The 25,342-nt window shown below is 65.8% G+C and carries 22 protein-coding genes; 5 read left to right on the top strand and 17 right to left on the bottom strand.

Features of this window, described 5'->3' with window-relative positions; genetic code table 11:
• Positions 1-148 precede the first annotated feature (148 nt).
• The 9 genes from Herbaro_RS01135 to Herbaro_RS01095 form a co-directional block, all read right to left on the bottom strand.
• Entirely contained in the window at positions 149-1,312 is a 1,164-nt protein-coding gene (locus Herbaro_RS01135; RefSeq protein ID WP_275012014.1) for a phospholipase D-like domain-containing protein, read from the bottom strand.
• A 69-nt stretch (positions 1,313-1,381) separates the two neighbouring features.
• Positions 1,382-2,179 carry an endonuclease/exonuclease/phosphatase family protein gene (locus tag Herbaro_RS01130; RefSeq protein ID WP_275012013.1) on the bottom strand — a complete coding sequence of 266 codons (798 nt, stop codon included), beginning with the start codon at positions 2,177-2,179 and terminating at the stop codon, positions 1,382-1,384.
• 36 nt (positions 2,180-2,215) lie between these two features.
• A complete protein-coding gene (gene nudB, locus Herbaro_RS01125; RefSeq protein WP_275012012.1) occupies positions 2,216-2,719 on the bottom strand; it encodes a dihydroneopterin triphosphate diphosphatase in 504 nt (167 codons plus the stop codon).
• 56 nt (positions 2,720-2,775) lie between these two features.
• A complete protein-coding gene (locus tag Herbaro_RS01120; RefSeq protein WP_275012011.1) occupies positions 2,776-3,687 on the bottom strand; it encodes a LysR substrate-binding domain-containing protein in 912 nt (303 codons plus the stop codon).
• Between the two features lie 95 nt (positions 3,688-3,782).
• Positions 3,783-5,015: a metal-dependent hydrolase family protein gene (locus Herbaro_RS01115; RefSeq protein ID WP_275012010.1), complete on the bottom strand. Its 1,233-nt coding sequence runs from the start codon at positions 5,013-5,015 to the stop codon at positions 3,783-3,785.
• 8 nt (positions 5,016-5,023) lie between these two features.
• Positions 5,024-6,325: an MFS transporter gene (locus Herbaro_RS01110; protein WP_275012009.1), complete on the bottom strand. Its 1,302-nt coding sequence runs from the start codon at positions 6,323-6,325 to the stop codon at positions 5,024-5,026.
• A 368-nt stretch (positions 6,326-6,693) separates the two neighbouring features.
• A complete protein-coding gene (gene aspS, locus Herbaro_RS01105) occupies positions 6,694-8,499 on the bottom strand; it encodes an aspartate--tRNA ligase (protein WP_275012008.1) in 1,806 nt (601 codons plus the stop codon).
• Between the two features lie 97 nt (positions 8,500-8,596).
• Positions 8,597-9,232, bottom strand: coding sequence for a DUF502 domain-containing protein (locus Herbaro_RS01100; RefSeq protein ID WP_275012007.1), 636 nt, complete (start codon positions 9,230-9,232; stop codon positions 8,597-8,599).
• Positions 9,233-9,249: 17 nt separating this feature from the next.
• Positions 9,250-9,612, bottom strand: a complete 363-nt coding sequence (locus Herbaro_RS01095; RefSeq protein WP_275012006.1) for an FmdB family zinc ribbon protein — start codon at positions 9,610-9,612, stop codon at positions 9,250-9,252.
• A gap of 308 nt (positions 9,613-9,920) precedes the next feature.
• Here Herbaro_RS01095 and Herbaro_RS01090 point away from each other — a divergent pair, with 308 nt between their 5' ends.
• Both Herbaro_RS01090 and Herbaro_RS01085 read left to right on the top strand, forming a co-directional pair.
• Positions 9,921-10,184, top strand: a complete 264-nt coding sequence (locus Herbaro_RS01090) for a type II toxin-antitoxin system RelB family anti-toxin (protein WP_275012005.1) — start codon at positions 9,921-9,923, stop codon at positions 10,182-10,184.
• Positions 10,184-11,527: a type II toxin-antitoxin system HipA family toxin gene (locus tag Herbaro_RS01085; protein ID WP_446719296.1), complete on the top strand. Its 1,344-nt coding sequence runs from the start codon at positions 10,184-10,186 to the stop codon at positions 11,525-11,527. Before Herbaro_RS01090 ends, Herbaro_RS01085 begins: the two co-directional genes overlap by 1 nt.
• A 19-nt stretch (positions 11,528-11,546) precedes the next feature.
• On the opposite strand, the gene otsA is transcribed toward Herbaro_RS01085, so the two are convergent.
• From otsA to lptM, 7 genes are all read right to left on the bottom strand, one after another.
• Positions 11,547-12,935 (bottom strand): alpha,alpha-trehalose-phosphate synthase (UDP-forming), encoded by a 1,389-nt coding sequence (gene otsA, locus Herbaro_RS01080; protein WP_275012002.1) that lies wholly within the window; start codon positions 12,933-12,935, stop codon positions 11,547-11,549.
• Positions 12,935-14,824, bottom strand: a complete 1,890-nt coding sequence (locus Herbaro_RS01075; RefSeq protein ID WP_275012001.1) for a glycoside hydrolase family 15 protein — start codon at positions 14,822-14,824, stop codon at positions 12,935-12,937. The genes otsA and Herbaro_RS01075 overlap by 1 nt, the downstream gene beginning before the upstream one ends.
• Before the next feature lie 75 nt (positions 14,825-14,899).
• The gene (gene otsB / locus Herbaro_RS01070; protein WP_275012000.1) at positions 14,900-15,670 is read right to left on the bottom strand and encodes a trehalose-phosphatase; all 771 of its coding nucleotides are present in this window, start codon (positions 15,668-15,670) and stop codon (positions 14,900-14,902) included.
• Positions 15,671-15,872: 202 nt separating this feature from the next.
• Entirely contained in the window at positions 15,873-17,330 is a 1,458-nt protein-coding gene (locus tag Herbaro_RS01065) for a high affinity choline transporter 1 (protein WP_275011999.1), read from the bottom strand.
• Positions 17,331-17,609: 279 nt separating this feature from the next.
• On the bottom strand, positions 17,610-18,539 hold the full coding sequence (locus Herbaro_RS01060; RefSeq protein WP_275011998.1) for a phage tail protein: 930 nt from the start codon (positions 18,537-18,539) through the stop codon (positions 17,610-17,612).
• 298 nt (positions 18,540-18,837) lie between these two features.
• Positions 18,838-20,121 carry a diaminopimelate decarboxylase gene (lysA, locus tag Herbaro_RS01055; RefSeq protein WP_275011997.1) on the bottom strand — a complete coding sequence of 428 codons (1,284 nt, stop codon included), beginning with the start codon at positions 20,119-20,121 and terminating at the stop codon, positions 18,838-18,840.
• Positions 20,122-20,187: 66 nt separating this feature from the next.
• Positions 20,188-20,418: an LPS translocon maturation chaperone LptM gene (gene lptM / locus Herbaro_RS01050; protein ID WP_275011996.1), complete on the bottom strand. Its 231-nt coding sequence runs from the start codon at positions 20,416-20,418 to the stop codon at positions 20,188-20,190.
• Positions 20,419-20,467: 49 nt separating this feature from the next.
• On the opposite strand from lptM, the gene cyaY reads away from it, so the two are divergent.
• From cyaY to Herbaro_RS01035, 3 genes are all read left to right on the top strand, one after another.
• Entirely contained in the window at positions 20,468-20,800 is a 333-nt protein-coding gene (cyaY, locus tag Herbaro_RS01045; RefSeq protein ID WP_275011995.1) for an iron donor protein CyaY, read from the top strand.
• A 139-nt stretch (positions 20,801-20,939) separates the two neighbouring features.
• Positions 20,940-21,407 (top strand): type II secretion system major pseudopilin GspG, encoded by a 468-nt coding sequence (gspG, locus tag Herbaro_RS01040; protein ID WP_275011994.1) that lies wholly within the window; start codon positions 20,940-20,942, stop codon positions 21,405-21,407.
• Between the two features lie 230 nt (positions 21,408-21,637).
• Entirely contained in the window at positions 21,638-23,803 is a 2,166-nt protein-coding gene (locus tag Herbaro_RS01035) for a TonB-dependent receptor (protein WP_275011993.1), read from the top strand.
• 95 nt (positions 23,804-23,898) lie between these two features.
• On the opposite strand, the gene hslU is transcribed toward Herbaro_RS01035, so the two are convergent.
• The gene (gene hslU, locus Herbaro_RS01030; protein ID WP_275011992.1) at positions 23,899-25,254 is read right to left on the bottom strand and encodes an ATP-dependent protease ATPase subunit HslU; all 1,356 of its coding nucleotides are present in this window, start codon (positions 25,252-25,254) and stop codon (positions 23,899-23,901) included.
• Between the last annotated feature and the right edge of the window lie 88 nt (positions 25,255-25,342).

Here is a 25,342-nt window from a genome sequence, read left to right as displayed (position 1 = left end):
CGGAAACCCGGACGGCCATCTTAGTCCATTTCATCATCGAATGCGATACGGTGGATTTTCGGTACGGCGGCGCTGCCGGGGCAGAATTGCGGGCGCCTCGATCCTGCGCCAACTGCTTACATCTGCCGCCAACGCGGCGACATTTCCCTCAGGCGTCCTGGCCCAGCGTGATGACGTGGATGACCGTGCGGTAGAGCAGGAACGCCGCGCCGTAGGCGGCGCGCCGGTACCACGGCACATGCTGGAAATCGGACAGGTGCACCACCCGCCCGCCGGCCGCGCCGGCCTCGATCTCCTCGCGCAGGTATTGCGAGAAGGCCTGGTCCTCGACCACCACGTTGGCCTCCTGGTTCACGAACAGCGACAGGCCGTCGTAGTTGCTGGATCCGACCGTGGACCACTTGTCGTCCACCACCGCGACCTTGGCGTGCAGCTGGGTCTTGGTGTATTCGACGATGCGCACGCCGGCGCGCAAGAGCTTGGGATAGAAGTGATGCGCTACCGCGTCCTGCATGGTGAACTGGCCCACGCCCAGCAGCAGCGTCACCTTCACGCCGCGCAATGCGGCTTCTTCCAGCGCGCGCCGCATCTTGCGCCCGGGCGCGAAATACGGGTTGGCGAGGAAGGCGCTCTCGCGCGCGCGTCCCAGCGCCTGCAGGTAGGCGCGCTGGATGGTGCGGCGGTTGCGAAAGTTGTCGCGCACCACCAGCCCGGCCTGGGTCTGGCCGTGCACCGGCATCGGCGAGCCGTGGCGCAGGCGTTTGAAATTCTCCCAGCGCGCCTTGATCTTCATGTGACCCACGCGCAGCCACTGCGCTTCCATCTCGCGGTAGATCTCGTGCACCAGCGCGCCGGTGATGCGCACGGCAAAGTCCCAGCGCGGCGCCGGCAGCGGGATTGCATGGCCGCTGTCGGAAATGAAATCGTCGTTGATGTTGAGGCCGCCGACGAAGGCCACCTGGCGATCCACCACGCACAGCTTGCGGTGGCTGCGCGCCACGCCGCGCCGGAACCAGGGGTTGAAGGCGCGGTGCTGCACGCCGGCCGCGCCCAGCGTCTGCTTGAGCTGCCTGGTCTGCACGCGGCCGGTGCCCAGCCAGTCGTTGATCACGTACACCACCACCCCGCGCGCGGCGGCGCGCTGCAGCGCGTCGCGCACCAGGATGCCGGTGTCGTCGATGGCGAAGATGTAGGTCTCCAGGTAGATCTCGACGCGCGCCGCATCGAGCGCGGCAATCAGGGCCGGATAGAAGCCGGCGCCGCTGTGCAGCAGCGCGATCTCGTTGCCGTCGGTGAAGTTGACATGGCGCATGCAGGACTTTTTCTGGTGTTATGGGGCAGTCGGGATGTGCCGGCGACGCGAACCGCGGGCAGGCGCAGTCTACGCCAGCTGCAGTTCGCTGACGATGGGCGCGTGGTCGGACAGGCGGGCCCACGGGCCGTCGCTCAGGACCTGGGCGGTGTCGACCTTGAAGCCGCGCAGGTAGATGCGGTCCAGCCGCAGCCACGGCATCATCGCCGGGAAGGTGCGGGCCGGGCGGATCGGCGCCGACAGCCCGCCCATGCGGCGCAGGCCGTTCATCACGCCCTTGGCCTTGGCCAGCGGCTGGTCGAACACCTCGACCACGCCGATGCTCTGGTAGAGCGTCTTGCTGAGCTGGTTGGTCCAGTCGTTGAAATCGCCGGCGATGATCAGCGGCGCGTCCGGCGGCGAGGAACTGCGCACCGCCTCGATGAGCGCCTCGATCTGGCGCCGCCTGCCGCCCGCGAACAGGCCCAGGTGGATCACGTAGCAATGCACCTCGGCGCCGTCCAGCGGGACCACGCAGTGCAGGATGCCGCGCGACTCGTAGGCGTGGTCGGAGACGTCCTGGTTGCGGAAGGAGGCGATCTCGAAGCGCGAGATCAGCGCGTTGCCGTGGTGCCCGTGGTCGTACACCGCGTTCATGCCGTAGGCGGCATGGTGGGTCTCGCCGGCCAGGTATTCGTGCTGGCCCTGCTGCGGCCAGTTGGAAGCGTGGCGCAGGGCGTTGAGGTCGTGCCGGCCCTGCACTTCCTGCAGGAACAGGATGTCGGCGTCGAGCTGGGCCAGCGCCTGCTTCAACGCCAGGATGCGCGGCCGCCCGCCGAACGAGGTCACGCCCTTGTGGATGTTGTATGTCGCCACGCGCAGCTTCATCTGTGCAACCTTTCTTCTGTTCTTCCGGCGCCCGCCCTACGCCTGCATGTAGCTCGGCAGCTGCAGGATCGCCTCCGCGTTGGAGGGCGAGAAGCAGCGATCCGCCGCCTCGCGCAAGGGCAGCCATTCATGGCGCGTATGCTCGCGCGGCGCCAGCGTGATCGGGATGTCGCGCGGCACCAGCAGGCCGAAGACGTGCTCGGTGTTCTTCGTCACGCCCGGGGCGTAGCGGTGCCGCCAGACGGGGTAGATCTCATAGATGTTGGAAAGTTGCCAGTCGCGCAAGTTCTCGGCCGGCAGCCGCCTTCCCTCGCCATGTCCCGATTCTACGCCGGGGGCGCGCACCAGAATGCCGGTCTCTTCCTGTACTTCGCGTCGGGCGGTCTCCGACAGGTCTTCTTCCGGCGTATCCTTGGAGCCGGTCACCGATTGCCAGAAACCGGGCTTGTCGGCGCGCTCGATCAACAGCACCTCGCGCTGGGCGGTGTGGATCACCACCAGCACCGATTCCGGAATCTTGTAGGGCTTGGTTTGCGTCATCTGCCTGGTCCGTCTGCAAAACGGACATTGTATCGGCATGCGCCGCATCGGCGCCGTTATGCCGGCGCATCCGGCATCTCGCTCTCGGCCACCAGCCAGTTGCGAAAGCTGCGCGCGGCGGCGTGCTCGATGCGGTCGCGCGGCCACACCGCGTAGTAGCCGCCGCCCAGGCTGGCGCTGGCCGGACAGGCGCGCACCAGCAGCCCGGCGCGCATGCAGGCGTCGATCATATGGCGCCAGGCCAGCACGATGCCGTGCCCTTCCATGGCCAGCTGCAGCAGGATCGGGTACTGGTTGGAGAGGATCTGGTGTTCGATGCGCGTCTCCGGCAAGCCGTTGTGGGCCAGCCAGTTCTGCCACGACATCCACTGGCGCTGGCCGTCCTCCAGCAACAGCAGCGTCTCGTCCTGCAAGTCCTTGGGCGCCAGGCTGCGTCCGGCCAGGTACGCGGGCGAGCACACCGGGAACACTTCCTCGTCATACAGCCGGCGCGCGGCCATGCCCGACGGCGGGCCGTCGCGCAGGAAGTAGATGCCCATGTCGAAGTCGGTCTCGGAGAGGAAGGCCAGGCGGTCGTTGACGATCAGCCGCAGGTGGCAATCCGGGTGCAGCGCGCGAAAACGCGCCAGGCGCGGCGTGAGCCACAGCACGGCCACGCCCGAGGAACAGGCCACCGTCAGTTCCTGGTGGCCCTTGCGCTTCATCACGTCCTCGGTGCCTTCGGCGCAATCGACCAGGAGGCGCTGCACCAGTTCTGCGTAGCGCTGGCCGCTGACGGTCAGGCGCAGCGCGCGCGGCTCGCGCAGGAACAGCTTCTTGCCGAGGAAGCGTTCCAGCTGGGCGATCTGGCGGCTGACGGCGCTTTGCGTGAGGTGCAGTTCGGCGGCGGCGCGCGTGAAGCTGCCGTGCCGCATGGCGGCTTCGAAGGCGATCAGCGAAGGCAGTGGGGGAAGCGGGGAAATACGCATGGATGACGCTCCAACATGACTCGGGAATACCCAGATGTTAGAGCGAAAAGCATGCCCGCCGGGAGCGGGATCGAGATTGTCCCGGCGGGCAGGAATTACGCGCGGCTGCGGTGGATGTGGCCGGCCTGCATCACCAGCGACAGGTGCTCGCCCTGGCCGGTGAGCAGCGTGATGTCTTGCAGCGGGTTGCCGTCGACCACGATCAGGTCGGCCTGGGCGCCGGCGCGCACCGTGCCCAGCACGCCTTCGCGCTGCAGGATGGCGGCCGCCACCGAGGTGGCCGAGCGGATGGTCTCGAGGTTGCCGAGGATCTCCGCGCGGATGATGAATTCGTGCGACTGGTCCTGGTGCATCTCGCCCAGCAGGTCGGAGCCGAAGCCCATCTGCACGCCGTGCTCGGCATAGATGCGCAGCGAGTCGCGCCCGGCCTGGCGCACCGACTCGATCTTGGCCACCGAATCGGCCGGCAGGCCCAGGCGCGCGCCGTCGCGCGCCAATGAATCGTAGGTGACCAGGGTCGGCACCACGAAGGCGCCGTGCTCGCGCATCACGCGCGCGGCATCGGCGTCCACCAGGTTGCCGTGCTCGATGGTGCGCACGCCGCAGCGCACCGCGCGCGTGATGGCGCGGCCGGTGTAGGCGTGCGCCATGACGTAGGTCTGGGCCGCTTCGGCTTCGGCCACGATGGCGCGGATCTCATCCTCGCTGTACTGGGTGTTGCCGATCGGATCGGTGGGCGAGGCCACGCCCCCGGAGGCCATGATCTTGATCTGCGTGGCGCCCTTCTGCAGCTCTTCGCGGGCCGCCAGGCGCACCGCGTCCACGCCGTCGGCCACGCGCGCGATGGCGCCGGCGCGGAAGGCGCAGGAGCATGGCTCCAGCACATCGGAACGCGGGCGGAAGTCGCCGTGGCCGCCGGTCTGCGACAGGGCCTTGCCGGATGGGAAGATGCGCGGCCCCGGCACCAGGCCGATGGCGATCGCCTGCGCCAGGCCCCAATCGGCGCCGCCGGCGTCGCGCACGCTGGTGAAGCCGCGGTTCAACATGGCCTCGACGATGGGCAAGGCGCGAATCGAGGTCAGCGAACCCGGCTGCAGCGCGTTCAGGCCGAGGTTGGCCAGCGAGGCCAGCACGTGCACGTGGCAGTCGATCAGGCCCGGCATCACGGTCTTGCCGGAGACGTCGATGCGGCGCGCGCCGGGGACGTCCAGCGGCGTGGCCGAGACGTCGATGATGCGGTCCTTTTCGATCAGGACGTCATGGCGTGGGAACAGGCTGCCCAGCGCGGGGTCGAGGACGTTGCCGCCCTGCAGGAGAATCTTGGTCATGGATGAAATCAACGGGGTTGCAGGTATTGGGGCTCACGCACGAAGCGCGTGCCGACGAAGCTGATGGCGGCGGCGATCATCACGTAGAAAGCCGGGGCCATGGCGCTGCCGGTGGCGGCGATGAACCAGGTGATGATGAACGAGGCGAAGCCGCCGAAGATGGTCACCGCCAGGTTGTAGGCCACCGACAGGCCGGTCGACAGCACCTTGGCCGGGAACAGCTCGGAGAAGGCCGCCAGGATCGGACCGGTGTAGGCCGCGATCAGCACGCCGAACACCAGCTGGAACAGCAGCAGCGAACCCAGGCCCGGCGCCATGTTGATGTAGGCGAACATGGGATAGGCCAGCAACAGGATCAGCAGCGACGCGCCGGACAGGAACACGCGGCGTCCCAGGCGATCGGCCAGGCGGCCGACGATGGGCGCGAACACCATGATGCACAGGCCGCCCACCATGCCGGCGATGAAGCCGGTCGACTGCGGCAGCTTGAGCACCTTGATCGAATAGGTCGGCATGTAGAACAGCAGCACGTAGGTGCAGACCGTCCACAGGATCACCATCGAGAAGCTGGCCGCGGTCTCGCGCGGGAAGTTGCGGATCACTTCCTTCAGCGGCGAATCGGTCTTGTCCTTCTCTTCCAGGAAGGCGGGGGTTTCATCGAGGTGGTTGCGGATGTAGTAGCCGACCGGGCCGATCACGATGCCCAGCAGGAACGGCAGGCGCCAGCCCCAGCTCGCCAGCGATTGTGCATCCAGGCTGGAGGTGACGAAGGTGCCGACCGCGGCGCCCAGCAGCACGGCCACGCCGATGCTGGCCTGGATCCAGCTGGAGTAGAAGGCGCGCTCCCTGACCGGCGCGTACTCGGTCAGGAAGGCGGTGGCGCTGCCCATCTCGCCGCCGGCGGAGAAGCCTTGCAGCAGGCGCGCCACCACGATGAGCAGCGGCGCGAACAGGCCGATCTGCTCATAGGTGGGGGCCAGGCCGATGATGGTGGTGCCCAGCGCCATCAGCAGGATGGTGACCGACAGCGCCGCCTTGCGGCCGACGCGGTCGGCGTAGATGCCGAGCAGGATGCCGCCCACCGGACGCATGAAGAAGCCCACGCCGAAGGTGGCCACCGCCAGCAGCAGCGAGGTCAGCTCGTTGCCGGTCGGGAAGAACAGCTTGGCGATGATCACCGCGAAGAAGCTGTAGACGGTGAAGTCGAACCATTCGAGGCCGTTGCCGATGACGGTGGCGACGATGGCGCGCCGGCGCTGGTTATTGCTTACCTGCGGAATGCCGCTGGCCTGGATGGTGTTGGCTTGCATGATCTCCCCTTGGAACGCATTTCATGGATGGACGCGAATTCGACCGATGATAGGGGGAGCGGCAAGCGAGCCGGAAATGATATCTGCGCATGTCGCCATGATCGCCGCGCATGCATGCGTAAATTATTTTCAGGAACGGCCCGCAAGAAACCTGGCCGCGCGTCTTGCGAACGCTGGCATTGATCGCACAAAACCTGCCGTTCGTCCTGAGTAGTCGCCTTGCGGCGTATCGAAGGTTCGCCGTCCGTGATCCTTCGATACGGCCTGCGGCCTACGCAGGACGAACGGCAACTGCGTGCTCCTTGCTCGGACAAAAAAAAACGCATGCATTGCTGCATGCGTTTTTCCCGGGATGGCTTGATCGACGATCAGGCCTTCACTGCCGGCTCCGCATTGCGCAGGCGAATGTGCAGCTCGCGCAGTTGCTTCTCGTCGACTGCCGACGGCGCCTGCGTCAGCAGGTCCTGCGCGCGCTGGGTCTTGGGGAAGGCGATGACGTCGCGGATCGACTCGGCGCCGGCCATCATGGTGACCAGGCGGTCCAGGCCGAAGGCGATGCCGCCGTGCGGGGGCGCGCCGTATTGCAGCGCGTCGAGCAGGAAGCCGAACTTCAGGCGCGCTTCCTCGTCGTCGATCTTGAGCGCGCGGAACACCTTGCTCTGCACGTCGGCGCGGTGGATACGCACCGAGCCGCCACCCATTTCCCAGCCGTTCAGGACCAGGTCGTAGGCCTTGGCGATGGCCGCGCCCGGGTTGGTCGAGATGAAGTCCTCGTGGCCGTCCTTGGGCGAGGTGAACGGGTGGTGCAGCGCGACCCAGCGCTGGTTGTCCTCGTCGTACTCGAACATCGGGAAGTCGACCACCCACAGCGGACGCCACTGGTCGTCGAACAGGCCGTTCTTCTTGCCGAAATCGCTGTGGCCGATCTTCACGCGCAGCGCGCCGATGGCGTCGTTGACGACCTTGGCGCGGTCGGCGCCGAAGAAGATCAGGTCGCCGTCCTGGGCGCCGGTCTTCTCGACGATGGCGGCCAGCGCGGCGTCATGGATGTTCTTGACGATGGGCGACTGCAGGCCGTCACGTCCCTTGGCCTTTTCGTTGACCTTGATGTAGGCCAGGCCCTTGGCGCCGTAGATAGCGACGAACTGGGTGTAGGCGTCGATTTCCGAACGCGGCATGTCGGCGCCGCCCGGCACGCGCAGGCCGACCACGCGGCCGCCTTCGCTGTTGGCCGCGCCCGAGAAGACCTTGAAGTCGACGTCCTTCATGACGTCGGTCAGCTCGGTGAACTCGAGCTTGACGCGCATGTCCGGCTTGTCGGAACCGTACATGCCCATGGCGGTGGCGAAGTCCATCACCGGGAACGGGTTCGGCAGGTCGATGTCCAGCACGTTCTTGAACACCAGGCGGATCATGCCTTCGAACAGGTCGCGGATTTCCTGTTCCGAGAGGAACGAGGTTTCGCAGTCGATCTGGGTGAACTCAGGCTGGCGATCGGCGCGCAGGTCTTCGTCGCGGAAGCACTTGGTGATCTGGTAGTAGCGGTCGAAGTTGGCCACCATCAGCAGCTGCTTGAACAGCTGCGGCGACTGCGGCAGCGCGAAGAATTCGCCGGCGTTCACGCGCGAGGGCACCAGGTAGTCGCGCGCGCCTTCCGGGGTCGACTTGGTCAGCATCGGGGTTTCGATGTCGATGAAGCCTTGCGCGTCCAGGAACTTGCGCACTTCCATGGCCACCTTGTAGCGCAGGCGCAGGTTGTTCTGCATCTGCGGGCGGCGCAGGTCCAGCACGCGGTGCGTCAGGCGGGTGGTTTCCGACAGGTTGTCGTCGTCCAGCTGGAACGGCGGCGTCACCGACGGGTTCAGCACTTCCAGCTCATGGCACAGCACTTCGATCTTGCCCGACTTCAGGTTGGCGTTGCCGGTGCCTTCCGGGCGGCCGCGCACCACGCCGGTGATGCGCAGGCAGAATTCGTTGCGCACCGATTCGGCGTTCTTGAACACTTCGGCGCGGTCCGGGTCGCACACCACCTGGACCAGGCCTTCGCGGTCGCGCAGGTCGATGAAGATCACGCCGCCGTGATCGCGGCGACGGTGCACCCAGCCGCACAGGCTGACGGTTTGGCCGAGCAGTGCCTCGGTAGTGAGGCCACAGTATTGGGTTCGCATGGACATGGTTCTGATTCCGTTGACAGTGTTCTTGTTTGATTCGTAATGGGGATGATGACGGCGGAGGCGGGGCTGGCCGGCAAGCGATGCGCCGGCCGCCCCGTCAATTGTTCGGCCCCGCCGTCTCGGTGATGATTTTCTTGTCGGCCGCCATCTCGGGGGCCACCACGCCCATCGAGACGATGTACTTCAGGGCCTCGTCGACGGACATGTCGAGCTCGATCGAATCGGCGCGCGGCAGCATCAGGAAGAAGCCCGAGGTCGGGTTCGGCGTGGTCGGCACGTAGACGCTGATGAAGTCGCCCTGCAGGTGGTTCTTCACCTCGCCGCCGGGAGTGCCGGTGAGGAAGGCGATGGTCCAGGAGCCCTGGCGCGGATACTGGATCAGCACCGCCTTGCGGAAGGCGTTGCCGGAGGACGAGAACAGCGTGTCCGAGACCTGCTTGACGCTGGAGTAGATCGACTTCACCACCGGGATGCGGGTCAGCATGCCTTCCCACAGCGAGACGATCTGGCGGCCGATGAAGTTGCGCGCGGCCAGCCCGGTGAGGAAGATGATCAGCAGCGTGAGGATGGAACCCAGGCCCGGGATGTAGAAACCCAGCAGCGCTTCCGGCCGCCAGCTCGGCGGCAGCAGCAGCAGCGACTGGTCCATGGTGCTGATGATCAGGTTGAGCACCCACAGGGTGATCGCCAGGGGCACCAGGATCAGCAGGCCGGTAATGAAGTATTTGCGCATGGGTCGGTGCAGGCCTCTCAGCTGGTGCTGGATGTGGTCGTCGAAGTCGTCGATGCGGCCGGGGCGGAAGCTGCGGCCGCAGGTGCCGCAGGGGTGGCGGCGGCCGGCGCGCTGGCGGGCGGCGTGCCGGCGGTGGAAGCGTCGCTCGCGGCCAGGCCGGTGCCGGTGGCGCCCTTGCTGTTGGCGCCGCCGCTGCCGTTGCCGCGGAAATCGGTCACGTACCAGCCGGCGCCCTTGAGCTGGAAACCTGCCGCGGTGAGCTGCTTCCTGAAACTGTCCTGATTGCAGGACGGGCAAACGGTCAACGCATCGTCAGACATCTTTTGCAAGACATCCTTGGCAAAACCACACGCTTCGCAGCGATACGCGTAAATCGGCATGACACACTCCGCAAAAAACTTCCAAAACCCTGAATTATAAAGGCTTTTGGCGAGGCTTTTGCGAATTCACGATAGACTTCGGTGTACTTGCGCGTCGATGCGCGCAAGCACTGTTGCCGTGTGGATGCACACCGAGGACGACTGCGGGAGTTGCACAAGAAAAATTGCGCTACGACCACCCGCATACAGTTTTTAATATGTTTTCTTATTTTACAAATTAAAAACTGTTTATGAAAAATACAAATCAAATTGAGTAAATTAAAAAAACAAACTAAAATTTGTAGACATTGACCGCCGCCGAGACCCGCATGCCCGACTATCACGTTCGCACCGCCAGCCAGTTGACCGCCCTGCTGCAGGCTTATCGAAAACAAGCCGGCCTGACTCAGGCCGAAGCCGCCGCGCGGCTTGGCGTTACTCAGCAGACCTTGTCGGCACTCGAACGCAATGCCGACAAAGCTGGCGCCGACCGCTTGCTGGAACTGCTCAACGTCCTCGGCGTGGAGGTCATCCTGCGCAAACGCACCCCCTCCGAATCAGGAGCGCCGTCGCCAGACAAGCCGGTGTGGTGATGGGACGCAGCTCTCACAGCCGGTCGCAAAGCCTGTGGATGAACGGTCAGTTCGTCGGCACCTGGACGCTCTCGCCGCAAGGCGAACAATTGCAGTACGCCGACGCATGGGTCAACGCTCCCGGTGCCCGCCCGCTCTCCCTGTCGCTGCCCTTTATGCCGGGCAACCTGCCACACCGGGGAGAGGTGGTGCATAACTACTTCGACAACCTGCTCCCGGACAGCAAAGCCATTCGAGAACGTATCGCTCGCAAATACCGTACGAAGACATCGGACGCCTTCGGACTGCTGGCGGAAATCGGCCGCGATTGCGTCGGTGCGCTCCAGATCTTGCCGCAGTCCGCAGCATCAACCGGTATCGTACCGATCGAAGCCACCGCATTGTCGGACGATGAGGTGGCCCAGCTGCTGCGGGATACATTGACGCCTGCGGCGCCCGGCCTCCCCGATTCCGACGACTTCCGTATTTCCATTGCCGGCGCACAGGAAAAAACCGCCTTGCTGCGCTACCGGGACCGATGGTGCATGCCGCACGGCCCGACACCCACCACGCATATCCTCAAGCTGCCGCTCGGCCTGGTCGGCGGCCAGCGATACGATATGCGCCATTCCGTCGAGAACGAATGGCTGTGCGCACAAATCCTGGCCGCTTACGGCATGCCGGTCGCGTCATGCGACATCGCCAGGTTCGGGGACATGACCGTGCTGTCGGTCGAACGGTTCGACCGCACCTGGTGGCAGGCACCAGAAGGAGATCTGCGCCTGCTCAGGCTGCCGCAGGAAGACATGTGCCAGGCCACCGGGGCGCCACCCTGGCTGAAATACGAAGCGGATGGCGGCCCCAGCATGGACGCCATCATGCGGCTGCTCAGCGGATCGATCGACCGGGTCGCTGCCCGGCGCCGCTTCTTCGAGGCGCAAGTGCTGTTCTGGATGCTGTGGGCCACCGATGGCCACGCCAAGAACTTCTCGCTCTTCCTGCGCGCCGGCGGCGCCTACGAACTTACGCCACTGTATGACGTGCTGTCGGTGTATCCGATACTGGGCGAGGGTCCCGGGAAATTGTCGCCGTTCAAGGCAAAGATGGCCATGGCGGTGCGCTCCAGGAACGATCATTGGAAAATGCGCGAGATCGTGCGCCGCCATTGGATCGCCGTCGGGGAGAAATACGGGATCGTTTCACCGGACGGCCAGGATCCTGAGCAGATACTCGCCGAGCTGGCGGCAAAAACGACCGGGGTGATTGCGAGCGTGCGCTCGGTGCTGGCTTCGGATTTTCCTTCAAGCGTCAGCGAACCCATTTTCGATGGCCTGGCAAGCGCCGCGGAAAAGCTCGCCGCATAGCCTCACCCGATCATTCGATCTAAACACTGGCCGCTCGTGTCGCCTTCAAAGTATCGAGGAACGCACTGCACCACCAATGCACATCAAACTCACGGATGTTCTCCATCAGCGCCGCATGCCGCTCGCGCCGCTCGGTGAGCGACATCTGCAGCGCCTGCTGGATCACGTTGGCGGCGCCGTGGGTATCGTAGGGATTGATGATGAGGGCCTGCTTCATCTGCTCGGCGGCGCCGGCGAAGCGCGACAGCACCAGGACGCCGGGATCCTCCTCGTCCTGGGACGCCACGAACTCCTTGGCCACCAGGTTCATGCCGTCGCGCAAGGGCGTCACCAGGGCCACCGCGCAAGCGCGATACAAACCCGGCAGGCGCTTACGCGCCACGGTGCGGTGGATGTAGCGGATCGGCATCCAGTCGAAATCGCCGAAGTCGCCGTTGATGGAGCCGCACAGGCTTTCCAGCTCGCGCTGGATGTCGCCGTAGGCTTCCACGTCCTCGCGGCTGGGCGAGGCGATCTGCAGCAGCGTGGCGCTGTGGCGGTTCTCGGGATACAGGCGCAGCAGTTCGCGGAAGGCGCGGATGCGCTGCGGCAGGCCCTTCGAATAGTCCAGCCGGTCGACGCCGATCAGCAGGCGCCGGCGCGAGTATTCGGCCTTGGTGCTTTCGTAGGTGTCGCGCGCCTCCTTGGCGCGGCCCAGGCGCTGGAAGTCGGCGACGTCGATGCCGATCGGGAAGGCGCCCGCATGCACCGTGCTGTTGAAGGCGCGGTACTGGTTCGCGCCGACCGGCTCGGCGGTGGCTTCGGCCTGCACGTACTGGGCGAAGTGCTGCAGGTCGGCGTGGTTCTGGAAGCCCACCAGGTCGTAGGCGAACAACGCGCGCATGAGCCATTCGTGCGAGGGGATCGCGGTCAGGATGGGCGGCGGCGGCAGCGGGATGTGCAGGAAGAAGCCGATGCGCGCCTCGCAGCCCATCGCGCGCAGCTCGGCGGCCAGCGGGATCAGGTGGTAGTCGTGGATCCAGATGATGTCGTCGCGCTTCAACAGCGGGAACAGCTTGCGCGCGAACAGCTGGTTCACGCGCCGGTAGCCGCCCAGGTGGCCCGACTCGAAATGCGCCAGGTCCAGCCTGTAATGGAACACCGGCCACAGCACGCCGTTGGCGTAGCCGCGATAGTAGGCGTCGTGGTCTTCCTGGCTCAGGTCGAGTTCGGCCAGGGTCACGCTGCCGGCCTGGTGCACGTGCAGCTCGCCCTCGCCGGGGGTGCCGCCCTCCACCACCTTGCCGCTCCAGCCGAACCAGAGGCCGCCGGTCTTCTTCAATGTCTCGCCCAGCGCCACCGCAAGGCCGCCGGCCGCGGGCTTGCGCGGGTCGGCCAAGCGGTTCGATACCACTACCAATCTACCCATCAGATCACCGCCTCCCATGATGCCGACAAGCGCATCGCACAATTGATGATGCCCACCATCGAATAGGTCTGCGGGAAGTTGCCCCACATCTGGCGCGTGACCGGGTGGGTGTCTTCGGACAGCAGGCCGAGGTGGTTGCGGGCGTCGAGCATGTCCTTGAAGATCTCGCGCGCCTGCTCCTTGCGGCCGATGCGGGCCAGCGCGTCGATGCGCCAGAAGGTGCAGATGTTGAACGCCGTCTCGGGCCGGCCGAAATCGTCCGGCGCCTCGTAGCGGCGCATGTAGGGGCCGTCGCACAGCGACTTCTCCAGCGCGTCGACCGTGGCGATGAAGCGCTTGTCGGTCGGCGCGATCAGGCCGACCTCCACCATCAGCAGCACGCTGGCGTCGAGGTCGCGCCCGCCGAAGCTCTCGGCGTAGGCCTGGCGATCTTCGTTCCAGGCCTCGGTGAGGATGCGCTCGCCGATCTCCTTGGCGCGGTCGCCCCAGTGCCGGGCGCGCTCGGGCAGGTCCAGCCGCGCGGCGATCTTGCCCAGGCGGTCGCAGGCGGCCCAGCTCATCAGCGCCGAGGAAGTGTGGATGCGCGAGCGCGTGCGCAACTCCCACATGCCGGCGTCGGGCTGGTTGTAGACCTCGTAGGCGCGCTCGCCGACCGCCTCCAGGTGCTGGAAGTGCTCGGCGCCGGCGCGATGGTGCAGACGCATGTCGTGGAAGGCCTGCGCCGCGCCCAGCACGATGTTGCCGTAGACGTCGTGCTGGAAGTGCTCGTAGGCCTGGTTGCCCACGCGCACCGGGCCGAAGTTCTGGTACCCGGGCAGGTGGTCGAGGATCTGCTCGGGCAGCGCCTCTTCCAGGCCGATGCCGTACAGCGGCTGGACGTGGCCGCCGGCGGAGCGCACCACGACGTTGGTCATCCAGCGCAGGTAGTCTTCCATGGTGCCCAGCTCGGAAAGGCTGTTCAGGGCGCGCACCACGAAGAAGGCGTCGCGCAGCCAGCAGTAGCGGTAGTCCCAGTTGCGCTGGCTGCCCGGCGCTTCGGGCACGCTGGTGGTCATGGCGGCGATGATGGCGCCGGTGTCTTCGAACACCGAGAGCTTGAGGGTGATGGCGGCGCGGATCACGGCGTCCTGCCATTCCAGCGGCGTGGCCAGGGCGCGGCTCCAGTTGCGCCAGTAGGCCAGGGTCTCCTGCTCGAAGTCGCGCGCGGTGTCGTTGATGCCGGCGTGCAGGGTCTCGTCGGGGCCGAGGATGAAGTTGTAGGGACGGCTGACCACGAAGGCGGTCTCGCCGACGATGTAGCTGATCGGCGCGTCGGTATTGAGGCGCAGCGTCTGCTCCTCGCCGACGAAGCGGATGTGGTTGCTGCCGCGCGTCTCCAGCGGCTCTTCGCGGCCCCAGTTGAACTTGGGGCGCAGGACCACGCGCATGCGCGGCGCGCCCGACAGCGGATGCACACGCCGCACCAGCTGCAGCGGCCGGAAGAAGCGACCGCGGCTGGCGAAGCGCGGCGCGAAGTCGGTGATCTCCACGCCCTGCCCCAATGTGTCGTACAGCCGCGTGCGCAGCACCGCGGTATTGGGTTCGTACCACTGCTCGCTGTGCGAGAAGTTCTCCAGCTGGAAGGCCCACAGGCTGCCGTTGTCGCCGGGGTCGAGCAAGGCGTTGAAGACCGGGTCGCCGTCGAAGCGCGGCAGGCAGCACCAGACGATGCGGCCCATCTTGTCGACCAGCGCGGAGAACGCGCAGTTGCCGATCACGCCGAGCTCGAGCGTCGAGGTGGACGGATTGTCGTGCGCCTGCGCCGCCAGGTGCGGCTGTTCGGATTGCTGGGTCTGGGAATGCGGCTGGGGCTGCGGTTCCTGCTGCGGGTCGGTGCTGGGCTGGCTCATGGTTCCCTCATGTTCTGTTGGACAGATTTCTTGGAAGGCGTGGTGCTTCGAAAGAATGGCGGGGCGGGCGCGGCGCTAGCCGGCGGCTTGCTCCCGCGGGCGGCGGCCGGCCAATCCGGCGTCCAGCGCCTGGCGCAGCAGCGCCAGCACCGAGGCCGGATCGGCCACGCGCGCACGGGCCTGGCTGGGGCCGGCGCCGACCTTGATGCCGAGCCCTTTCATGGACTCGGACTGCGCCACGGCGAAGCCGGCCTCGTCGGTGACGTCGTCGCCGATGAAGACCGGCCGGCGGCCCTGGAACGGCGCCTCCCTCAGGAAGGCGGCGATGGCGTCGCCCTTGTTCACGTGGGGCTTGGCCTCGACCACCATCTTTCCGTGCAGCATGGAGAAACCCGGCTCGTGCTTGAGGGCCTCCATCATGGTCTCGACGCAGCGCTGTTCGAGCTGGGGCGCATGGCGGTAGTGCAGCGCCAGCGCGCCGCGCTTGAGTTCCAGCTGCAATCCGGGATGGGCGGTGACCAGCGGCAACAGGCGTTCGCGCAGGTGATGCACGTCAGCCACCGGCAGCGCGATGATGCGGCCGTCAGCGGTGCGCCGCTCGGCGCCGTGCACGCCCGCCATCGGCAGGCGCAGCGGCGCCAGGAAGAAATCGAGCTGATCCAGGGGGCGGCCGCTGACGATGGCCAGCGCGCCGTCCGACTCCTGGTGCAAGCGCTGCAGGAGCGTGATCAGTTCCGGCGGCACCACCACGTCTTCGGGTTGTGGCGCGAGTTCGACCAGGGTGCCGTCGAAGTCCAGAAATAACGCATCGGCAGCAAAATCGTAATGTCGAGTTTGCTCAGTCATGGTCAGTCAGGTTGATGAAAAGCAAATTAGTTCCGATTGCCTGTCCGGCAACTTGTCCGTCTGACATCGGAGACGCATGGAAAAGCCAATGCGCGAATTGGCTTTGACAGCAAAGGCGGCGGCAGTTCTGCCGTACTGCCGCCGCAAAGGAAAAACGGCCGCGCGGCGATGCCGGGCGGCCGTTGCATGCGCCAGGGAACGCTCAGGAGCGGGCACCGCCCTCCGGCGCGCCGGCCAGGATGGGCGGGACCGGCGCCAGCACCTGCGGCATCAGTGAACCGACCACCATGCCGCCGATGGAGAACAGCAAGCCCGCCAGTTGCGGCGGCCAGAAGCCTTCCGGCGCGGTGTACTCCAGCGTGATCCAGGACAACAGTCCGAGCACCATGGCCATCAGCGCGCCCTGGCGGGTGGCGCGCTGCCAATAGACGCCGAAGGCCAGCGGCACGAAGGCCGCGACCAGGGTCACCTTGTAGGCGTTCTCCACCATCTCATAGATGCTGGACTGGCTGTTCAATGCCAGCGCGGTCACGCCGACGGTGAAGACCAGCACCACCGCGCGCATCGAGAACAGGAACTCGCGGTCGCTCTTCCAGGGGCGGATTTCCTTCAACACGTTTTCGGTGAAGGTCACCGACGGCGCCAGCAGCGTGGCGCTGGCGCAGCTCTTGATGGCCGAGAGCAGCGCGCCGAAGAACATCACCTGGGCGAACACCGGCATCTTCTCCATGATCAGCGTGGGCAGCACCAGTTGCGAATCGGTCTCCAGCAGGCGCGACACCATGGCCGGATCGATCAGCGTGGCCGAGTAGGCCAGGAAGATGGGGATGAACACGAAGCAGAAATAGATCACGCCGCCCAGGATGGAGGCGTTGCGCGCCACGGTCTCGTTCTTGGACGACATCACGCGCTGGAACACGTCCTGCTGCGGGATCGAGCCCAGCATCATGGTGATCCACGCGGCGAAGAACCACAGCACGTCCCTGATGTTGGCTTGCGGCCAGAAATCGAACTTGCCGGCCTCGGCCGCGTGCTGGATCACCACCGCCGGGCCGCCGACCATGCCGGAGACTTCCCAACCGATGTAGAACATGCCGACCACCACGATGATCATCTGCAGGAAGTCGGTGATGGCCACCGCCCACATGCCGCCCATCAGTGTGTAGATCAGCACGCTGCCGGCGCCGATGATCATGCCCCAGTGCATCGGGATGTAACCGCCCGAGACCACGCTGAACACCAGGCCCAGCGCCTTGATCTGCGCCGCCACCCAGCCCAGGTAGGAGATCACGATGCAGATCGTGACCAGCATCTCGGCGGCGCGGCCGTAGCGCTTCTTGTAGTAGTCGCCGATGGTGAGCAGGTTCATCCGGTACAGGCGCTTGGCGAAGAACACGCCGACCAGGATCAGGCACAGCGAAGAACCGAAGGGGTCGGCGACGATGCCGCCCAGCCCCTCCTTGAGGAAGGTGGAGGACACGCCCAGCACCGCCTCCGAACCGAACCAGGTCGCAAATACCGTTGCCGTCACCACCGACATCGGCAGCGAACGGCCGGCGACGGCGTAGTCCTTCGAACTCTTGACGAACCGGGTGGCATACAGGCCGATGCCTACCGAAATGACCCAATAGAGGACGACGAACCAGAGGAGAGCATTCATGCCTTGTTCCTTGCAGTGAGGCCTGGGAGTGGGAGAAAAACGCGCATTATAGCGGCAACTTCGGCCCGCAAAAGCGCTTGCCGCGTGACATTTACGCACCCGGCCGAGGCCGGCCGCGGATGCGCGCGCACGCCGTTACCGGCAAGCAAGAAATGCTCCCGCCGGCATGGCTTCTATCAGGGAAATCACGGTGTGAGGAAGGGCGGGCGCCGCGCGACAAGCAGCGCCCAAACGACACGGCCGCCTGACGGCGGCCGCATTGGCGGGGGCAAACGCCGCTCAGGCGCCGCCGCTGTTTTGCTCGTAGGACGGGCAACCGTTCTTGCCCCATTGCCCATTGCACAGTTTCCACAGGCACGATTCGCGGGAGAACAGCGACAGCGCGCGGCATTGCTGGACCTGCTCGGCCAGGGAGGGCGCCGGCGCCACCTCCACCACCTCGGGCTGCGGCAGCGCCGCGGCCTGGGCGCGTTCGGCCTTGGCGCGCGCGGCGGCCAGTTGCGCCTCGGCTTGGCTGCGGCGCTGCTCGCGCAAGGCCAGGGCGGCGTCTTCGCGGCGATGGCGCGCTTCGGTCGCGGCGCGCTTTTGCGCCAGCAGCTGCGCCCGGTCTTCGGCCTCCTGCTGCAGGATGGCGATCTCGTCGCGCAGCGGCGCCGGCTCGGCATCGGCCGCGGCCACTGCGGCAGCGGGAGCAGGTACGGCCGGCGGCGGCGCGACAGGTTTCCTCAAGGAGGGCAGTTCGCGCACCATGGGCTTGAGCGCGCGCTGCGGCCACGGCCATTGCGCGCTCCACCACAGGGCCAGGCCGATGGCCGCCAGCGTCAGCAGCGAGACCGGCCAGGCGGCGCGCGGCGATCCGCTGACCTCGTGGGCGGCGTCGGTGAATCCGGCGCTGCGGGCGCGCGGCTGGAGTTCCGGCTGCGGCTGCCGTTGCACGTCAGGCAACGGCAATGCGGCCGGCAAGGCATCCTGGGCGGGGAGCGGTTCACGCAGCGCGTCGGCGGCTGCGGCGGCCGCTTCGGTGACTACGGCCGCGGTGACCGAGGCCGCGGCCACGGCGGCGGCGGTGATGTGCGACGCGCGTATTTCAAGCTCGTCGTCGGCGATGATGTTTTCTTCAGGAACGGGGGGCGCAAGCGCGGCGGAACCGGCATCGGGCGACGCCTGGCGTTGTTCGCAATCTTCCCCTTTGCGATGCAGGACCTGCATGGACTTCCCCTGTGTTTCGGTGCTGACCGCCGTCCCGGCGGATCGGTATCTCTCCCATGCGTCTGATTGTGCGTCTGCCCGGTCTCCGTTGTCGCCATCTTCCGGCGTTTTATTCAGGCGTATTTTTTTCGACGAAGGGCTATTCTGCGCCCAAATTTCTGAAAGGAAAATCAAAGAATGCGTTTGCCGTGAAAATTCTGCGGGCCAGCGCCGGCGCGTATTGCCGGGCGACCAACAAAAACAAAACGGCAGCCGCGTTTCCACGGCTGCCGTCCTGCCGGAACGTCAACAGATCACATCAGTCGGCGATGCTTTCCAGCGCAAACAGGTCGGACGGATTCTCACGCTTGCGGATCAGATGTGCACGCACGCCGTCCACCAATACCTCGGCGGCGCGGCCGCGGGTGTTGTAGTTGGAAGCCATGGTCATGCCATAGGCGCCGGCCGAGGCGAACGCCAGCAGGTCGCCCGGCGCGATGGCCAGTTCGCGTCCGCGCGCCAGCCAGTCGCCCGATTCGCAGACCGGGCCGACCACGTCGTAGACCTGGGCGCGGCCGGCGTCTTGCCTGACCGCCTGCACGCCGTGCCAGGCTTCGTACATGGCCGGGCGCATCAGGTCGTTCATGGCAGCATCCACGATCGCGAAGTTCTTGCTCTCGCCGTGCTTCAGGTATTGCACTTCGGTCAGCAGCACGCCGGCGTTGCCGACGATGGAGCGGCCCGGCTCGAACATCACCTGGATCTGGCGGCCGCCGTACTTTTCCTTGCGCCAGGCGTCCACGCGAGCGAACACGCGCGCCAGGTAGTCGCCCACGGCGACCGGCTGCTCGTCGTCATAGCGGATGCCGATGCCGCCGCCGATGTCGAGATGATGGATCGGGATGCCCTCGGCCTCCAACGCGTCGACCAGCTCGATCACCTTGTCCAGCGCTTCGAGCAGCGGCGAGTCGTCCAGCAGCTGCGAGCCGATGTGGCAGTCGATGCCGACCACCTCGATGTTGGACAGCGCGGCGGCGGTGCGATAGCAGTTCAGCGCATCTTCATAGGCCACGCCGAACTTGTTTTCCTTCAGGCCGGTGGAGATGTAGGGATGGGTCTTGGCGTCGACGTTGGGATTCACGCGCAGAGAGATGCGCGCGCGCTTGCCCAGTTCGCCGGCCACTTCGTTGAGGCGCGCCACCTCGGGGATGGACTCGACGTTGAAGCACAGGATGTCGTGCTCCAGGGCCAGCTTCATCTCGTCGCGGCCCTTGCCCACGCCCGAGAAGATGACCTTGCGCGCGTCGCCGCCGGCGGCCACCACCCGCAGCAGCTCGCCGCCGGAGACGATGTCGAAACCCGAACCCAGGCGGCCCAGCAGGTTCAGCACCGCCAGGTTGGAGTTGGACTTGACCGAGTAGCACACCAGCGCGCCGGCGTCGGCGCGGCCGGCCTTGCGGCAGGCGTCGGCATAGGCCGAGTAGTTCTCGACCAGGGCCGCCTTGGAGTAGATGTAGAGCGGCGTGCCGAATTGCGCGGCCAATGCCTGCAGGGACACTTGTTCAGCGTGCAGCACGCCGTTGCGATAGGAAAAATGGGACATGGAAGTCGACGTTGCAAGATCGTTGGTCGGTGCACGGCCTGTCAGGTCCAGGCCGGCTGGAAGCGCTTATTTGTCGCCGGCGGCCGGTTTGGACTGGGTTGCTCCCGCATCGGATGCGGCAACGCCGGCGGCGTCGGATTTGGACGTCGCCGGTTTGGGCGCGGTCTGCGCCAGCGGATCGGGAGGGACCCTGGGCATGTAGAGCGGCCCCTTCTGGCCGCAACCGGCCAGCATCAACAGCGGCGCGGCGGTGGCCAGGAGAACGGCGAGGCGGGCGGGAGAAATATGTGACTTCACGATAAAATGGCGGATTGCGATGAAATCTTAGAATGACTTGGAGTTTAGCATGACGGAATCGGAATTCCTGGACCTGGCCGACGCCACGCTGGCCGCCATCGAAGGCGTGCTTGAAAAGGCCTGCGACGAAGGCGACCTGGATGTCGAGTGCAGCCGCAGCGGCAATGTCCTGGAGATCGAATGCGTGAACAACGGCGCCAAGATCATCATCAACAGCCAGGCGCCGATGCAGGAGATGTGGGTGGCGGCGCGCTCGGGCGGCTTCCACTACAAGTACGACGGCCAGCGCTGGCGCAACACCCGCGACGGCTCCGAGCTGTACGCGGCGCTGTCGGACATCGTCAGCGGCCAGAGCGGCGTGCAGGTCACCCTGCAGCCCTGAACCGGGCTCGCCCCGTGTCCGCAATCCGCCGCGCCGGCGCACTGCCGGCCTGCCGCGGCGCGTGTCGCTTTTTGAGCGGCGCGGCGCTTATACTTGCGTGTTTCCACTTTCACCAGCCGATTTGAAGCCAGCAGCACCCATGCGCCGTTCCCTCTTGCCCTCCAGGCGTCACCCCGCCTTCCTGTTCCTGCAACGCGGCTTGGCGCGCCTGCGCTGGATCATCGTGCTGGCGGCGCTGGCGGTGATCGCCGCGCTCGGCCTGCCGCAGCTGGTTGCGCGCATCAGCCACGATCACAGCCCGCAGACCCGCGCCGTCGAAACCGACCTGCGCGCCATCGCCGCGGGCCTGGAGCAATACCGCCGCGACAACGGCCGCTATCCCAGCACCCAGCAGGGATTGCAGGCGCTGGTGATCAAGCCGGCGCGCGGCCCGGCCGCCAATAACTGGCAGACCGGCGGCTACGTCGAGCGCCTGCCGCGCGACGCCTGGGGCAACAGCTACCAGTACGGCGCCGATGAAGACGGCGGCAGCTTCCAGCTGTTCTCGTTCGGCGAAGCCGGCCCCGACGGCGGCGAAGACGATCCACACGCGATTCGCCTGCACTAATCCCCTCCCCTGCCACGCAATTCCCCGCCCTTTCCCATGCCCCGGGGAAAGGCGCCTCTGCGCGCCGCCCCGGCTTTCATCGACGGCAGTTCCTGCCGGCAAGATCCACTGTTGTTCCGGCGCACAGGCCGGGTGAAACCTGTCATTTTCCTTACATGAATTTACATTTGGTGGTTAAATATAAATAGAAACAATTCCTATTAACTAGAATAGTAACGAGAGCCCGCCTCATGAAGTTCCGCCTCAAGCCGCTCAGCCTGGCTGTGATCGCCGCCTTTTCCGTTTCCCCCGCCGCCGTTTCTCCGGTCTTCGCTCAAAGCACTGACAACCTGCCCCAGGTCCAGGTCAGCGGCTCGCGCGCCAATGACAGCTACGTCGCCCCGACCGCGGTGTCCGGCACCAAGAGCGAAGCGCCGCTGCGCGACATCCCGCAGACCATCAACGTGGTGCCGGCGCAGGTCATCAAGGACCAGAACGCCACCTCGATCCAGGACGTGCTCAAGAACGTGCCCGGCCTGGGCCTGTCGACCGGCGACGGCCAGCGCGACCAGGTCTTCATCCGTGGCTTCACCGCCATCGGCGACCAGTTCGTGGACGGCTTCCGCGACGACGCGCTGTATTTCCGCGACCTCTCCAATGTCGAATCGCTGGAAGTGATCAAGGGCCCTGCCGCCGTGCTGTACGGCCGCGGCTCCTCGGGCGGCCTGATCAACCGCGTGACCAAGAAGCCGGGCATCGACGTCTCCGACGTCAGCTTCACCGCCAACAGCACCGCCGGCCGCCGCGCCGAGCTGGACCTGGGCCGCGGCGCCGGCGACGGCGTGGTGTCGTGGCGCCTGACCGGCGCGGTGGAGCGCGGCGACGGCTTCCGCGCCCAGCAATTCATCGACCGCACCGCCATCGCTCCCTCGATCGAGCTGCGCTTCTCTGCGGACACCAAGCTGCTGTTGCAGGCCGATTACCTGGAAGACCGCCGCGTGATGGACTTCGGCATCCCGGCCTATCGCGGCCGTCCGGTGAACGTGGACCCGGGCACCTACTACGGCGCCCGCAATGCGCGCGAGGCTGACTTCGTGCAGTCGCGCGTAGCCTCGACTACTGCCACTTTCACGCATCGCTTCAACGATGAATTCTCGTTCCGTAACGGCTTGCGCTATTACGACTATCACCTGAACCGCAATAGCACCAATATCAGCGGCCGAGTCAATGAAGTGGCCGGCACGATGGCGCTGCTGCACGGCTCGCTAGCCCGCGATGAGAACGGCTGGTTCAACCAATCCGAGCTGACACAAAAACTGCGTCTGGGCGAAACCAAACACGAGATTCTGTACGGCGTCGAATTCGGCCGCCAGAGCAAGAATTCGCTGCAAGCGTCGGCCCTGGCATCGAACACGGTATCGATCTTCAATCCCGTCCTGCCCCAGATCAATCCTGCGCAAGTACTCACCAGCAATTACACGGTCGGCAGCTACGACACGTTCGGCGCGTACCTGCAAGACACCGTTGCCTTCAGCGAGCAATGGAAGGCGTTGCTGGGAGTGCGCTACGACAGCTTCAGGCAAAAGGCCAACGGGGCCAATATCAATGTCAACAACGGCGTCGTCACCCCGTTCAACCTGGCGCGCACGGACACCGCCTACAGCCCGCGCGCCGGCCTGGTATGGCAGCCGACGGAAACCCAGTCCTACTATCTGTCGTGGAGCAAATCGTTCCAGCCGTCAGGTGAAAACTTCGCGCTGGCCGCCAGCAACGCCGACCTGGCGCCGGAAAACACTCGCAACACGGAAGTCGGCGCCAAATATGATTTCTGGGATAACCGCGCCAGTGCCACGGTCTCGGTGTTCCGCCTGGAACGTGACAACATCAAAACGACCGACCCCACTACCAACCGTGTCGTTCCGGTCGGCAAGCAACGTACCGACGGTATCGAACTGACCTTCAATGCCGACCTCAAGCAAGGCTGGAAAGTGGTGGCCGGCTACGCCTATCTGGATGCGAAGATCACCGATTCCATCGCCGTCGACGGCACCACCAACGTGCCCGGCACAGCAGGTACACAGCTCAACGTCCCCATCCAGGGCAAGAACGCCACCCTGACGCCCAAGCACAGCGCCAACCTGTGGGTGACCAAGGACCTGGGCAGCGGCTTCACCGTCGGCAGCGGCGCCAATGCCGTCGCGGCGCGCGCGGCCAACCCGGGCAACACGGTTCTGCTGCCGGGTTATGTGACCGCCGACGCCATGGCTGCCTACCGCACCGCCAAGTACGAGCTGCAGTTCAACGTCAATAACATCTTCAACACCGGCTACATCATCTCCGGCCACGGCTCCAGCCCCAACCTGAGCCTGCCGGGCGCGCCGCGCAGCTTCGCGCTGACGCTGCGCTACCACATGTGACGTTTTCCCTAGGCCGTAAAAAAACCTCCGCGGGAGCAATCCCGCGGAGGTTTTTTCTTTGCGCCGGAGACAACCCGGCGGCGCCGGCGCCTGGCTTACAGCACGTAGCGCGACAGGTCCTCATTGACCGCCAGCTCGCCCAGGCGCAGGTTCACGTAGGCGTCGTCGATCACCAGCGCGTTGTCCGCGCCGGCCTCGCCGGCGGTGAAGGAGATCTCTTCCAGCAGCTTCTCCATCACCGTGTACAGGCGGCGCGCGCCGATGTTCTCGGTCTTCTCGTTGACCGAGTAGGAGATCTCCGCCAGGCGCTTGATGCCGCTGTCGGCGAACTCGATCTTCACGCCTTCGGTCGCCAGCAGGGCCTCGTACTGCTTGGTCAGGCAGGCGTCGGTGCCGGTCAGGATGCGCTCGAAGTCGGCGATCGACAGCGAGTCCAGCTCGACCCGGATCGGGAAGCGGCCCTGCAGCTCGGGGATCAGGTCGGACGGCTTGGCCAGGTGGAACGCGCCCGAGGCGATGAACAGGATGTGGTCGGTCTTGATCATGCCGTACTTGGTATTGACGGTCGTGCCCTCCACCAGCGGCAGCAGGTCGCGCTGCACACCGGCGCGCGAGACGTCGGCGCCGCCGTTCTGCGAACGCGTGGCGATCTTGTCGATCTCGTCGAGGAACACGATGCCGTTCTGCTCGACGTTGGCGATCGCCTTTTGCTTGAGCTCTTCCTCGTTGACCAGCTTGCCGGCCTCTTCCTCGATCAGCAGCTTCATCGCTTCCTTGATCTTTACCTTGCGCGCCTTCTTGCGCTGGTTGCCCAGGCCCGAGAACATGGACTTGATCTGCTCGGTCATTTCTTCCATGCCCGGCGGCGCCATGATGTCCATCGACGCCGCGCCTTCGGCCAGCTCCAGCTCGATCTCGCGATCGTCCAGCGCGCCCTCGCGCAGGCGCTTGCGCAAGGTCTGGCGGGTGGTGTTCTTGTCGTCCTTCTCGCCGGCGACGGCGTTGCCGCCGTTGTCGGGCGTAAAGCCGAAATCGCGCGCCGGCGGCAGCAGCACGTCGAGGATGCGGTCTTCCGCCGCGTCCTCGGCGCGGGCGCGCACCTTGCGCGTTTCCACCTCGCGGGTCTGCTTGATGCCGATGTCGATCAGGTCGCGGATGATGGTGTCGACATCGCGGCCGACATAGCCGACCTCGGTGAACTTGGTCGCCTCGATCTTGATGAAGGGCGCGTCGGCCAGCCTGGCCAGGCGGCGAGCGATCTCGGTCTTGCCCACGCCGGTGGGGCCGATCATGAGGATGTTCTTGGGCGTGATCTCATGGCGCAGCGGCTCGTCGATCTGCTGGCGGCGCCAGCGGTTGCGCAGCGCGATGGCCACCGCGCGCTTGGCGCGGCCCTGGCCGACGACGTGCTTGTCGAGTTCCGAGACGATCTCTTTGGGGGTCATGTTCATGGCAGTGTTCCAGTGTTCTTTTGAGGTTGCGGCCGGAGGGATAAAAAAGAGCCGGGTTCCGATGTCGGGTCGCCCGGCTCAAGCTCTC

The sequence above is a fragment of the Herbaspirillum sp. WKF16 genome, assembly GCF_028993615.1.
In the GTDB taxonomy this organism is placed as follows: Bacteria; Pseudomonadota; Gammaproteobacteria; order Burkholderiales; family Burkholderiaceae_D; genus Herbaspirillum.
This window is presented reverse-complemented; position numbering and strand designations above follow the sequence as displayed.

Excerpts from the sequence above, each read along its gene's own strand:
- Herbaro_RS01135 (WP_275012014.1), bottom strand. The coding sequence starts at position 1,312 with ATGCGCCATGTCAACTTCACCGACGGCAACGAGATCGCGCTGCTGCAC.
- hslU (WP_275011992.1), bottom strand. The coding sequence starts at position 25,254 with ATGAACATGACCCCCAAAGAGATCGTCTCGGAACTCGACAAGCACGTC.
- Herbaro_RS01115 (WP_275012010.1), bottom strand. The coding sequence starts at position 5,015 with ATGACCAAGATTCTCCTGCAGGGCGGCAACGTCCTCGACCCCGCGCTG.
- Herbaro_RS01085 (WP_446719296.1), top strand. The coding sequence starts at position 10,184 with ATGGGACGCAGCTCTCACAGCCGGTCGCAAAGCCTGTGGATGAACGGT.
- Herbaro_RS01095 (WP_275012006.1), bottom strand. The coding sequence starts at position 9,612 with ATGCCGATTTACGCGTATCGCTGCGAAGCGTGTGGTTTTGCCAAGGAT.
- Herbaro_RS01060 (WP_275011998.1), bottom strand. The coding sequence starts at position 18,539 with ATGCAGGTCCTGCATCGCAAAGGGGAAGATTGCGAACAACGCCAGGCG.
- Herbaro_RS01075 (WP_275012001.1), bottom strand. The coding sequence starts at position 14,824 with ATGAGCCAGCCCAGCACCGACCCGCAGCAGGAACCGCAGCCCCAGCCG.
- Herbaro_RS01120 (WP_275012011.1), bottom strand. The coding sequence starts at position 3,687 with ATGCGTATTTCCCCGCTTCCCCCACTGCCTTCGCTGATCGCCTTCGAA.
- Herbaro_RS01130 (WP_275012013.1), bottom strand. The coding sequence starts at position 2,179 with ATGAAGCTGCGCGTGGCGACATACAACATCCACAAGGGCGTGACCTCG.
- Herbaro_RS01100 (WP_275012007.1), bottom strand. The coding sequence starts at position 9,232 with ATGCGCAAATACTTCATTACCGGCCTGCTGATCCTGGTGCCCCTGGCG.
- lysA (WP_275011997.1), bottom strand. The coding sequence starts at position 20,121 with ATGTCCCATTTTTCCTATCGCAACGGCGTGCTGCACGCTGAACAAGTG.
- Herbaro_RS01035 (WP_275011993.1), top strand. The coding sequence starts at position 21,638 with ATGAAGTTCCGCCTCAAGCCGCTCAGCCTGGCTGTGATCGCCGCCTTT.
- otsA (WP_275012002.1), bottom strand. The coding sequence starts at position 12,935 with ATGGGTAGATTGGTAGTGGTATCGAACCGCTTGGCCGACCCGCGCAAG.
- gspG (WP_275011994.1), top strand. The coding sequence starts at position 20,940 with ATGCGCCGTTCCCTCTTGCCCTCCAGGCGTCACCCCGCCTTCCTGTTC.
- aspS (WP_275012008.1), bottom strand. The coding sequence starts at position 8,499 with ATGTCCATGCGAACCCAATACTGTGGCCTCACTACCGAGGCACTGCTC.
- Herbaro_RS01090 (WP_275012005.1), top strand. The coding sequence starts at position 9,921 with ATGCCCGACTATCACGTTCGCACCGCCAGCCAGTTGACCGCCCTGCTG.
- nudB (WP_275012012.1), bottom strand. The coding sequence starts at position 2,719 with ATGACGCAAACCAAGCCCTACAAGATTCCGGAATCGGTGCTGGTGGTG.
- otsB (WP_275012000.1), bottom strand. The coding sequence starts at position 15,670 with ATGACTGAGCAAACTCGACATTACGATTTTGCTGCCGATGCGTTATTT.
- Herbaro_RS01110 (WP_275012009.1), bottom strand. The coding sequence starts at position 6,325 with ATGCAAGCCAACACCATCCAGGCCAGCGGCATTCCGCAGGTAAGCAAT.
- Herbaro_RS01065 (WP_275011999.1), bottom strand. The coding sequence starts at position 17,330 with ATGAATGCTCTCCTCTGGTTCGTCGTCCTCTATTGGGTCATTTCGGTA.
- cyaY (WP_275011995.1), top strand. The coding sequence starts at position 20,468 with ATGACGGAATCGGAATTCCTGGACCTGGCCGACGCCACGCTGGCCGCC.